This is a genomic window from Moraxella sp. CTOTU47616, from assembly GCF_032017465.1.
Taxonomy (GTDB): domain Bacteria; phylum Pseudomonadota; class Gammaproteobacteria; order Pseudomonadales; family Moraxellaceae; genus Faucicola; species Faucicola tetraodonis.
The window spans coordinates 365,132-377,139 of the sequence record NZ_DALZPU010000001.1; the positions used below are offsets into that span (position 1 = coordinate 365,132).

The window sequence follows — 12,008 nt, forward strand, 5'->3', positions numbered from 1 at the left end:
CACTATCATACCATAAAATGGTTTATCTGAAATTGCACCCCTTTTGCTATTAGCTTGGGCATGTTATATCTTAGCCCATAAAAAAAGAGCAACTAGGGCAATTGCTCTTTTGGTGATAAAAGCTACTGACAAATTTGCGCTTTATAAAAGCTAATTAATGATGCTCAGTATCGGCAATCTGTGCTTGTGCCAACGCAGACAAGGCGGCTTTTAACATCGCTGATACAGTGCTTGAGCAAGTGCCGATCCCTGAATAAATCTCACCTTCAATATTCAACTGTAAGTAAGCAACGGCATTGGCATCACTGTTGTTTTGGGTGAGCGGGCTTTGACTTTCAACCGTTAACGCATGTTCTGCATAGTTGATAACGTGAATATTTTTGTTCAATTTGGCGGAGATGGCATTGATAAAGGCAGACAACGGACCATTGCCATTACCAACGACGTCTATGATATCATCCCCCATGCGCACAGAGCCTGCAAAGCTTACTGAGCCAGCCGTGTTTTTGATTTCATAATCTTGCAATGCCAAAGTAGATTGGTTCAAATAGGTGTTTTCAAACACGCTAATGACATCATCTGATGTCAACTCTGTCTGGCGGCTTTCGGCTTCTTGCTGAATAACACGGCTAAAGTCAATTTGCGTCCAACGTGGCAAATGAAAGCCAAAGTCACGTTGCAAGATATAAGCAACACCGCCTTTCCCTGACTGGCTATTGATACGTACGACATCCTGATAGCCGCGTCCGATATGAGCAGGATCAATTGGCAAGTACGCCACATCCCACAAGCCTTGGGTGGTTTCGGCATTTTGCTCATTATAATCTAGCGATTTTTTGATGGCATCTTGGTGCGAGCCACTAAAAGCGGTAAATACCAACTCGCCCACATAAGGATGGCGTGGATGAATCGGCAACTGATTGCACTCGCTTACCACTTGGGCGATTTCGCTCATGTTACTAAAATCAAGCTGTGGGTCTACGCCTTGGCTATACATATTCATCGCCATGACCATGATGTCCATATTGCCTGTGCGCTCGCCATTGCCAAAAAGGGTGCCTTCAATCCGGTCAGCCCCTGCCATCAAACCTAACTCACTGGCAGCCACAGCACAGCCACGGTCATTGTGGGTGTGAAGGCTCACAATCACATGCTCTCGCATGGGTAAGTTTTGGCAAAAATATTCAATCTGATCGGCATAGATATTGGGCGTTGAGCTTTCTACGGTTGATGGCAAGTTAAAGATTACTTTTTGACCTAAGTCCGGGCGCCAAACTTTACACACCTCATCACAGATTTTGACCGAAAAATCGACCTCGGTTTGCGAGAAACTTTCAGGGGAATATTCAAAAATCCATTCGGTTTCAGGGTATTCTTTTGCCAAATCACGCAACAATGTTGCGCCTTCAACCGCAATCGCAATAATATCATCATAATCTTTTTGATACACTTTTTCGCGCTGCACTTTTGAGGTTGAGTTATACACGTGGACGATGGCACGTTTGGCACCTTTTAACGACTCAAAGGTACGGCGAATCAAATGTTCGCGTGCCTGCACCAATACTTGCAAGGTCACATCGTCGGGTACGTGTCCGCCTTCGATTAGTTTACGGGTAAAGTCATACTCCACCTGTGCTGCTGAGGGAAAACCAATCTCAATTTCTTTGAAACCCACTTGCACCAACAAGTCAAAGAAGCGCATTTTTTGTTCAATGCTCATCGGCTCAATCAAGGCTTGGTTACCATCTCGCAAATCCACCGACGTCCATATGGGCGCTTTGGTGATAGTTTTATCGGGCCAAGTACGCTGGGTCATCTTTGGTGCAAATGCAAAGGGTTGGTATTTTTTATGATTAAAAGCCGTATTCTTGGGTTGTATTGTCATGCTAATGCTCCACATTTAATTTTACTTAAAATTCTATAATGAAATTATATCTATTTTTTTGTAGTTGAAGTAACTAAATTTTGCTATAAAATACATAGAATTTGATATTTATGGCTACTATAATTATATTGTTTAGTTAAAATCACTAATATTGAGAATTTATGATGGCTTCATTAGATAAAATAGACAGACAAATATTAGCGCTATTACGAGAAAATGCGCGCATGAGTAACCTTGAATTGGCAGAAAGCGTAAACTTAAGCCCGACGCCCTGTGCGCGCAGAGTCAAACAATTAGAGGATTCAGGTGTTATCACGGGTTATAGTGTCACCACCGACCCTAGAAAATTAGGCTATCAACTGTCAGTCTATATTGCCATTAGCATGGATAAACATACGGCAGAACGCTTTAGCAATTTTGAAAAAAAACTACGAGAATTTCCTGAAGTGGTCAGCTGTAGTATAGTGACAGGGCGCAGCGAAGACTATCTTATCAAAGCTTTGGTCAAAGATATGGCGCATTATGAAGAATTTTTATTGCATCGTCTAAACCGTATCGAAGGTATCGCACAAGTGCATACCAGTTTTGAATTACGGCAGGTATTTGAAAAATCAATCATCTGATTGGGTGTTAAAGCCTGTTCTAAACCCTGTTTTAAAAACCTATAAAAAAACGCACTATTTATTGGTATCGCTTATGATACCTAGCCAAACAATAAAAAGCCATTGATAACCAACGGCTTTTTTTATTGTCTAATCGCTACTTTTCCCATATTCCCGATGTGACTTTGGCTTTTATGGCGGGGTATTTATTGATGTTAAAAACAGGATGCTTAACACCTGATTTGATTTGAGCGGAATAATCTTTTGCCAAAATAAATACATATTTTGACAACAGAACGATACTGACAAGATTAATGTACGCCATAATCGCCATCATCAAATCCCCCATATCCCACACCATAGGCACTTCAGCCACAGAACCAAAATACACAAATGCTAGCACTAAAATACGAAATATATTTAAAATCATTGGATGATTCTTAAGATATTGCACATTGGTTTCGGCATAGGCGTAGTTGCCAATAATACTCGAAAAAGCGAACATAAACAGCACTACCGCTAGGAAAATTTGCGCCCATGAACCCACATGACTTTCTAACGCGGCTTGTGTCAATTGAATCCCTGTCAAATCAGCGGTGGGCAATTTTGATAATAAAATAATAAACGCAGTACAAGAACAGACAATAATGGTATCCACAAAAACGCCCAAACTTTGAATCAGTCCTTGTGTGGCGGGATGAGGTACATCCGCAGCAGCAGCAGCATTCGGGGCAGAGCCTTGACCTGCTTCGTTAGAATATAAACCCCGCTTAATCCCAAGCATCATCGACTGCGATACCAAACCGCCTAGCGCCCCACCCGCTGCCGCATTAAACGTAAAGGCATCGGTCAAAATCAAATTAAATACCTGCGGAATCATGGTGATATTGGTCACAATAATATACAACGCCATTAGTAGATACACCCCTGCCATCACAGGCACTAGCATTTCTGAAATGGTGGCAACCCGTTTTATCCCACCAAAAATAATCGGTGCAGAAATGATAACCAACAATAGCGCTACCACATGCTTACCCGTTCCCCATGAAGCACAGGTATTATCGCCCGTACAACCGACGGCTGATTGTACGGCTTGGGCGATGGTATTGGCTTGAATTGCGTTATACACCAAGCCAAAACACAAAATCAGACTCACGGCAAATGCCACACCTAGCCAACCTTGCCCTAAACCCTGACGGATATAGTAAGCAGGTCCACCTCGAAAATGTCCATTGGCATCTCGCACCTTAAATAATTGTGCCAGTGACGACTCAGCAAACGCCGATGCCATCCCAATCAAGGCAATAAACCACATCCAAAATACCGCACCCGGTCCGCCAACACTCACGGCAATAGCAACTCCTGCGATATTCCCTGTACCGACACGACTCGCCAGTCCTGTCATAAACGCTTGAAACGATGAGATACTCTCACTATGCTCGTGATGTTCGGTGCTTCGACTAGCCAGCAAATTTTTGACACTATGTCCAAATAAACGAAATTGAACAAACCCTGTCATGACGGTGAAAAACACACCAATACAAATCAAAATCCACACCAACCAATCCCACATAGGTGAACTGATAAGATTGACACTACAATGAATGCTATCCATCACACTTGCTTGCGCCAAGCAAGCTAAATCTTTGTTATACATCAACAAATCTCGCCTCAAAAATTGATAGCGGATAGTATCAATAAAGCAAACTTTTGGCAATGATTCAGCAAAAAAAAACGACACCAAAAGTGTCGTTTTTCTACAGCTTACGCTAACAAATTAGAAACGGTAAGTTGCACCAATTTTAGCGATTGGGTACCATTTTGAATAATTTGAATCATCCAAATCTTGTTGTAAGTCAGATTTTAAACGATTATTGTCAAATTTTGCAATTTCTTCACCGTTGGTATCTAGAACTCGTGTTTTAGCATCAGTCACTTTTAAGCCACCAGTATAAGCTGCACCGATTTCACCAAATACACCAAAGTTATTAGTGATATTAGGACGGAAACCAATAGTTAAGTATGGGTTCATGGTGTTTTTATTTTCAGCTGACGCTTCAATGTTACCATAGTAAGAGTTACCATTGATTTTAACTTGTTTGGTTTCAGTCGCTTGTTTTTTCAAGGTGATTTCATTGTCACCAAAAATGGTACCAACACCCACAGTAAACCAATTTCCAGCTGGACGTAAATTCACACCAATATATGGGTTGCTTGAATCTGTTTCTAAGTCATATTTAACATCTTCAATTTTGATGGTGTTTTTTAAATCACCAATATCACCGCCAGCCCAACCAGCTACAAGCTCAGTTTTATCGTTTAGCGCCCAACCAATATTGGCACCATAACCTAAAGTACCTACTTCGGCACTGATAGCAGCAGGATTTGTTACGGTATCAAAAAACGTTCTAGTACCAGAAACCAATTGAGTTGTCGTATTTCGTACCACACCTGCGTTTGGGTCATAGGTGGTAGTAGATACAGCAACAGGCTGTGCAACAACTTGTTGATCAACAACTACAGTTTCAGCAAAAGCAGAAGTTGCGATTAAAGCAGCAGGAATAGCAGCTAATTTCAAAACTTTCATATAAATCTCCTAAGGACAGGATAAGGTAAATTTACCATTTCTCTTAAAAATCTAAAAGACTTTCAAGCGATGAATGACATATAAAGAAAAAGTAAATTAGTTGACATATTTTGTTACGTTTCTCTTAGGTATATTAAAACGTAATTTTTCAGCAATGTCTTTTAATTTTGTATAACTTTTCTATATGTTTATGTAATTACATAGGATGAAGTGTAATATTTTATCAAAAATGTTGCTTTTTTAAAAGACTTAAGTTGATGTTGCAATTAAGAGAATGACTTTTATGTTAATTTTTTTTACAATACACCTATCGAGAGATGCTGCAGCTTAAGGTTGGCTTAATTTATATTTGCTTGTCTTTGCTAGGCTCGTTTTTTGTGTTTTAACCAAAATAAATCCAAAATAAATAACGGCATCTGCGTTTTTACTTTAACTTTTTTTACCGGTTTTAAGGAGTGGGCGCAGTGTCCCTGTCTATCAATTCTACTGATTCAAATTTTTCTGATTATAAAGTTGCCGATATTAGCCTTGCCGACTACGGTCGCAAAGAAATCAAACTGGCTGAAACTGAAATGCCTGCTTTGATGGGTCTACGCCAACGCTACCAAGCCGAGCAGCCTTTAAAAGGCGCCAAGATTGTGGGCTGTATCCACATGACCATCCAAACGGCTGTCCTCATTGAAACGCTCGTGGCGCTGGGTGCAGAAGTACGCTGGACTTCTTGTAATATTTTTTCAACCCAAGACCATGCCGCTGCCGCCATCGCAGCAGCCGGTATTCCTGTGTTTGCTTGGAAAGGCGAAACTGAGGAAGAATACGAATGGTGTCTTCGCCAGCAGATTTTTGAGGGCGGTGAAGCCACAGGCAAGCTGTGGGATGCCAATATTATTTTAGATGATGGCGGTGACTTGACGGCGCTGATTCATAACGACTACCCGCAAATGCTCGACAATATTCACGGTATCTCAGAAGAGACAACAACAGGGGTACATCGTCTAATTGAAATGCTCAATGCAGGCACGCTAAAAGTACCCGCCATTAATGTCAATGACGCAGTAACCAAATCAAAAAATGACAACAAATATGGCTGTCGTCATAGCCTAAACGATGCCATCAAACGTGGTACCGATATGCTGTTAGCGGGTCGTCGTGCGCTTGTTATCGGTTATGGCGATGTGGGTAAAGGTTCTGCTCAAAGCCTACGTCAAGAAGGTATGGTAGTACGAGTGACGGAAGCCGATCCGATTTGTGGTATGCAAGCTTGTATGGATGGCTATGAATTGGTCTCGCCATTTGTGGAAGGCGACCCTGCCAAAGGCGTCAACAAAACCCTTATGCAAGACACTGATTTGGTGGTCACTACCACTGGTAACTACCATGTCTGTAATAGCGATATGTTAAAAGCCTTAAAAGCCACCGCAGTGGTTTGTAATATTGGTCACTTTGATACTGAGATTGATACCCAGTTTATGCGTGACAACTGGAAATGGGTGGAAGTGAAGCCTCAAGTACACCAAGTCTATCGATCAGAAGGTGAAAACGATTACTTGCTTTTATTGTCGGAAGGTCGTTTGGTCAATTTGGGTAATGCAACAGGTCACCCATCACGTATTATGGATGGTTCTTTTGCCAACCAAGTATTGGCGCAAATGCACTTATTCAAAGAAAAATTTGCTGATTTGCCTGCGGATAAGAAAGCGGACAATTTATATGTCAAAGTGTTGCCAAAAAAACTCGATGAAGAAGTGGCAGCAGCCATGGTCGCAGGTTTTAATGGGGTGTTGACTAAATTGACGCAGCAACAAGCCGATTATATCGGTGTACCAGTTGAAGGTCCGTTCAAACCTGATAGCTATAAATACTAATAGCTAGAAATATTATTTGTTAAAGGTTCAATCGAAGTCATGCCCATGTGCATGACTTTTTTATGCAGTTTAACTCACTGTTTATGCCAAAAAATTCAATTTTTTTTACTGTTATACCCGTTATAATGGTGGTATTTTTTATCATTTTGGATACTTTCATGACCACCATGACAACGCCGTTTTCTTTTGAGTTTTTTCCCACCAAGACCGATGACGGTCAAGCCAAATTATTGGCAACCTTTGATGAATTAAATGCTTTAAAACCGCAATATTTTAGCGTCACGTATGGCGCAGGTGGGTCAACCCGTGAGCGCACCTTAGGTATCGTTAAGGCACTGAGTGAAAAAAGTGACACACCTATCACCCCGCATTTATCCTGCATTGGCGATGATAAAGCCAAAATTGGCGAGTTATTGGATTATTATAAATCGTTAGGCATTAATCGCTTGGTGGCGCTGCGCGGTGATTTGCCATCAGGTATGGTAGGTCTTGGCGAGCTGCCGTTTGCTGTCGATTTGGTTAAATACATACGCGAGCATAGCGGTGATTATTTTCGTATCAAAGTGGCTGCATATCCAGAAATGCACCCGCAAGCCAAAAGCTTTGATGCCGATATCCAAAACTTGCTCAATAAATACCACGCAGGCGCGACTGAAGCGATTACCCAGTTTTTCTACAACGCTGACAGCTATCTATATCTGCGGGATGCCCTTGCCAAAAAAGGGGTGACACAAGATGAGTTCCCCATCATCGCAGGCATTATGCCCATCACCAATGCGTCAAATTTGATTCGATTTGCCGATGGCTGCGGGGCAGATATTCCACGTTTTATCCGTAAACAGCTTGCAGACTATGGCGATGACAAAAAAGCCATTCGTCAATTTGGGTTTGAAGTGATGGTCAATCTCTGTGAGCGTTTGATTGCCGAAGGCGTGCCGTCAATGCATTTTTACAGCATGAACCAAGTCAACCCAAATAAACAATTGATTGAAGCGCTTGGATTGGTTTAAGTGCGTATAGAACTTACCCACTATCTGACAGTAAACAAAAAATGAGCATGACGATGTTAAACTGTCTGTTTACCATCGTAAAATTGGGGCATCGCAAAATAACGCTTATCTTAAACAGCTTATCTGGAATAGTTTATCTTGAGCAGCTACTGTTCGATAAAATTTTATCGTGCGATTGCCCTGATGGTCGGATGCTTACCTAGTTAAATGTCGTCATGCGTTAGGTTTGCCCCAGTATTTTAACTTTGAAGTGTGACCAATCCCCACATTAAAGGTGTTGGTAGGATCTAGCTTGCGATAAAAATTGGCTAATGCTGGCTTAGCAACATATAAATGACCCACATTGTGTTCTGCGGGATATTCTGCCCTACGCTCATCTAACAGCTGCCACATCTGATGTTCAATATCCAGTGGATTAGTGCCTTTTTTGACAATGTAATCTTGGTGAAATACATGACAAAAAAAGTGCCCATAATATAATTTATGTAACATATGTTGTTCGAGATCTGCGGGGATTTTTTCCACCCATTCTCTATCGTTACGTCGTAACGCAATATCCAATGCGACAATATCCTCAACCTCTGCTCGGTGGGTATCACGATATCGTATCGCCGCCCCGGCAACAGCAAAACGGTGTAAGAAAGCTTTGCGACCTTCTTCCTCCGTACAGGCAAAATACGAGCCAGTAGAATGAACGGCAAAATACTCATTTAAAAACTGCTGTGTCTGTTCTGCGCTTTGCTCATCTACTCGTAGAATCAAATGATGCTCAAAACGCTGATGAAACGCTAGCATGCGCCGCGGTAAATGACTGGGTAAGAAAAAAGTGATAGCTTGTAAAATTTGATCAGTCAACCCCCGTATCTTGATTTTTTCCAACCATCCGTCAATGCGATCTTTGAGGGCTAATGCTCTGGGTATATTAACCGTGCCAAAACGCTCAATAAACAAGAAAGTATCTTTGCCATACTTTGCGCCAATACTAAAGGCATCACGATGAATATATTCCCCAGCAATCGGCAAGCTGGGTAACGATGTCAGCAAATAACGACGTATTGCTGTTAAGTCATCATGGTCATTTGAGCCGATATAAAAAACCTTACTCTCAACTTTTTCAAAGGTATCGAGTCGCACCGCAAACACACAGACTTTACCCGCTGACCCCGATGCTTCATATAACCGTGTCGGATCGGCATTAAATCTAGCAGGACTATCTGCATCGACTTGCTTAACGTCATGCGCGTAACGATTGTCTGATGCCAGCTGGCTAGTTTGGGTGGTTACCTGACCGGTTTCATAGTCTTGTTTTTGCAGTCTGGTGAGTATCTCTTCAGCCGTGTTGCCTAAATCAATACCTAGGTGATTAATCAATTCTAACTCACCCGATGCATTGACACGGGCATACAACGCCATTTCAGTATAAGCAGGTCCACGACGTACCAGTGCGCCACCTGAATTGTTGCATACCCCACCTAAAACTGAAGCGCCAATACATGAGGACCCAATCACAGAATGCGGTTCACGATTATAAGGCTTTAAAGTACGCTCAAGATTATCCAAAGTTGCGCCTGGTAAACACACCACTTGTTTGCCATCTAAAATCACTTGAATGCCTTGTAGACGCCGAGTACTCATAATGATGACTGGACGATCATATTCATCACCATAAGGTGTAGAGCCGCCTGTCAGTCCTGTATTGGCAGCTTGCATAATTACCACACAATCTGCCTCAATAATTGTTTGTAGTGCCTGCCATTGTTCAAGTAAGGTGCCGGGACATACCACAGCCAACACTTTTCCCTCACCAAAACGTATGCCTTGTCGATAATGACGGGTATCTTGTTCATCGATGAGTACATGAGACTTCCCTACGATCTTCGCTAATTTATCGAGTGTCGGCTTATACTTTTTTAACATGATAAATATCCTTATTGATTAAACTTATTGTTTAAATGGGTCATGATGTTTTATTGGCGATTATATTGACTTGTTGATAGTTGAACCGGTCTGGTTTTATCAAAGATAGGATTGTGTTTGATAGTAGAGCTACGCATAGCGTTAAAATGGTCAAGTGTGCGTCTACCATCGGTGGCTCGCTTGTAGATGCGGTTATCGCTGATTTGTGGTACTAGATTTTTTACTACGAGATTTTTTGCTATCAGATTTTGTGCTAGATGAGGCTTGGCATAGTGACTAAGTGGGTAGCTTTCTTGGGTTAGCAGTAAGCATTGGCAATGGTATAAGCGAGTGATAAGTTTTTGTTTCATCCCTTTATGCTACTATATTTTAATCAATTTACGCAAAAATTTATGCGCTTTGTATCAGCGCTCAATGTAAAAGGAGACTATTAAAGTCCCCTTTTTCACTGCTGTGAGTCTGTTTTAGTTTGATTTTACATTTACATGGCAGCTGCGAAGATTGCGACGACCTGTTCATGATTTGCCTTGCGTGGGTTGGTGAGCATACAAGCATCATTTTGGGCATTGGTTGCCATGATGGCAAGGTCTTCTTGTTTAACACCAAGCTCAGTAAGTCCCGTAGGAATACCTACTGCTTGGGATAGCTCACGAATTGCATTGATGCCTGCCTTACCTGCTTCTGCTCGAGTCATGCCTTTGATATCAATGCCCATAAATTCTGCAATATCTGCATAACGCTCAGGTGTTGAAATCAGGTTAAATTCACAGACGTGCGGTAACAAAATCGCATTACAGACACCGTGTGGCAGATTGTAGAACCCACCTAACTGGTGCGCCATAGCATGTACATAACCTAGCGAGGCATTATTAAACGCCATCCCTGCTAAGTATTGAGCATAGCTCATAGCCTCACGCGCTTCAATGTTTTCGCCATTTGCTACTGCTTGACGCAGCCATTGTTGAATCATTCGAATGGCTTTTTCAGCACAAGCATCTGTAATCGGATTTGCAGCAGTCGATACATACGCCTCTACCGCATGGGTTAACGCATCCATACCTGTTGCCGCAGTTAAAGATGCGGGTTTAGCAGTCATCAGTCGAGGGTCATCAATAGCAATAAGAGGGGTACAACGCCAATCTACAATCGCCATTTTGACGTGGGTATCGGTATTGGTGATAATACAAAAACGTGTCATCTCTGATGCCGTTCCTGCAGTGGTATTGATAGCAATCAATGGTGTCATTGGCACTTTACTTTTATCAATACCTTCATAGTTACGGATATGACCACCGCCTGCCGTCACTAGACCAATCCCTTTTGCACAGTCATGTGACGAACCACCACCCAATGAGATGATAAAATCACAGCCATTATCCTGATACGCTGTGACGCCATCGTGGACATTTTTGTCAGTTGGATTTGGCTCTGCGCCTGCAAATACGTAGCTATCAATACCTTGTTCGCTTAAATGTTTAATGATGATGTCTGGAACACCTGCTTTGTTCAGCCCTTGGTCAGTTACAATAAGCGCTTTTTTAGCACCTAAATCTTTGGCTTTTGAGCCTACTTCTTTGACACAGCCAGGTCCAAATAATGATACGCAGGGAATAAAAAAGCCACTGGTTTGATCGGAGATTTGCTTATAAGCCATGATTAAATTCCTTTTAATCTTGTATGTTAGGGGTGTATAGTAATTTTATTCATACGTCTAGTTTTTTGTCATCATTACAACTAGATAGGATGTACTAATATATTTTTATAAAATATATTCTTATAAAATCACTATGACTTGATTTTAGTTCAGTCATCCAATGCGCTCTACCTACTATTAACCTACCTTAGTCAAAAAGTTACTAGAGTTAATGTCTTTTGAAAAAATAAAGCACGCTACTTGCGTCCCTCATGGCTTGTGCTGTCAACCATACAGCAAAATACTGGGTAGCTTTCATCACGCACCCTGACAGTAAAAACTTGAAACTCTGCTGACTTCAATAACAAGCTTTTTTGTATCTATCTACACAATAAATCACATTACTACCACAAACTGGTATTACCAATTTACAAAAAACCTTATAAATATCGCTGTTTTTTTAAAATTCAATTGAATTAAAGCATAATTTTCTTTATTATTTGACCAAT

The 12,008-nt window shown here is 41.5% G+C and carries 9 protein-coding genes; 3 read left to right on the forward strand and 6 right to left on the reverse strand.

All coding sequences use genetic code 11. The features are described from left to right. Positions 1 to 154: 154 nt before the first annotated feature. Entirely contained in the window at positions 155 to 1,885 is a 1,731-nt protein-coding gene (gene leuA, locus RTS10_RS01565; RefSeq protein WP_312538886.1) for a 2-isopropylmalate synthase, read from the reverse strand. A 164-nt stretch (positions 1,886 to 2,049) separates the two neighbouring features. On the opposite strand from leuA, the gene RTS10_RS01570 reads away from it, so the two are divergent. Next, positions 2,050 to 2,508, forward strand: coding sequence for an Lrp/AsnC family transcriptional regulator (locus RTS10_RS01570; protein WP_099808595.1), 459 nt, complete (start codon positions 2,050 to 2,052; stop codon positions 2,506 to 2,508). A gap of 136 nt (positions 2,509 to 2,644) precedes the next feature. On the opposite strand, the gene RTS10_RS01575 is transcribed toward RTS10_RS01570, so the two are convergent. Together RTS10_RS01575 and RTS10_RS01580 are read right to left on the reverse strand one after the other, a co-directional pair. Next, positions 2,645 to 4,102: an alanine/glycine:cation symporter family protein gene (locus RTS10_RS01575; RefSeq protein ID WP_312539010.1), complete on the reverse strand. Its 1,458-nt coding sequence runs from the start codon at positions 4,100 to 4,102 to the stop codon at positions 2,645 to 2,647. Positions 4,103 to 4,264: 162 nt separating this feature from the next. Beyond that, positions 4,265 to 5,074 (reverse strand): hypothetical protein, encoded by an 810-nt coding sequence (locus RTS10_RS01580; RefSeq protein ID WP_312538887.1) that lies wholly within the window; start codon positions 5,072 to 5,074, stop codon positions 4,265 to 4,267. A 476-nt stretch (positions 5,075 to 5,550) separates the two neighbouring features. Between RTS10_RS01580 and ahcY the strand changes: the two genes are divergently transcribed. Continuing rightward, a complete protein-coding gene (gene ahcY, locus RTS10_RS01585; protein ID WP_312539011.1) occupies positions 5,551 to 6,939 on the forward strand; it encodes an adenosylhomocysteinase in 1,389 nt (462 codons plus the stop codon). Positions 6,940 to 7,106: 167 nt separating this feature from the next. Beyond that, positions 7,107 to 7,949: a methylenetetrahydrofolate reductase [NAD(P)H] gene (gene metF / locus RTS10_RS01590; protein WP_312539012.1), complete on the forward strand. Its 843-nt coding sequence runs from the start codon at positions 7,107 to 7,109 to the stop codon at positions 7,947 to 7,949. A 213-nt stretch (positions 7,950 to 8,162) separates the two neighbouring features. On the opposite strand, the gene dld is transcribed toward metF, so the two are convergent. The 3 genes from dld to mdh all read right to left on the reverse strand — a co-directional run bounded on the left by dld (position 8,163) and on the right by mdh (position 11,520). Next, positions 8,163 to 9,866 (reverse strand): D-lactate dehydrogenase, encoded by a 1,704-nt coding sequence (dld, locus tag RTS10_RS01595; protein ID WP_312538888.1) that lies wholly within the window; start codon positions 9,864 to 9,866, stop codon positions 8,163 to 8,165. 50 nt (positions 9,867 to 9,916) lie between these two features. Continuing rightward, positions 9,917 to 10,216 (reverse strand): hypothetical protein, encoded by a 300-nt coding sequence (locus RTS10_RS01600; RefSeq protein WP_219331083.1) that lies wholly within the window; start codon positions 10,214 to 10,216, stop codon positions 9,917 to 9,919. A gap of 131 nt (positions 10,217 to 10,347) precedes the next feature. Continuing rightward, positions 10,348 to 11,520, reverse strand: a complete 1,173-nt coding sequence (mdh, locus tag RTS10_RS01605; RefSeq protein WP_312538890.1) for an iron-dependent methanol dehydrogenase — start codon at positions 11,518 to 11,520, stop codon at positions 10,348 to 10,350. Positions 11,521 to 12,008: the final 488 nt, after the last annotated feature.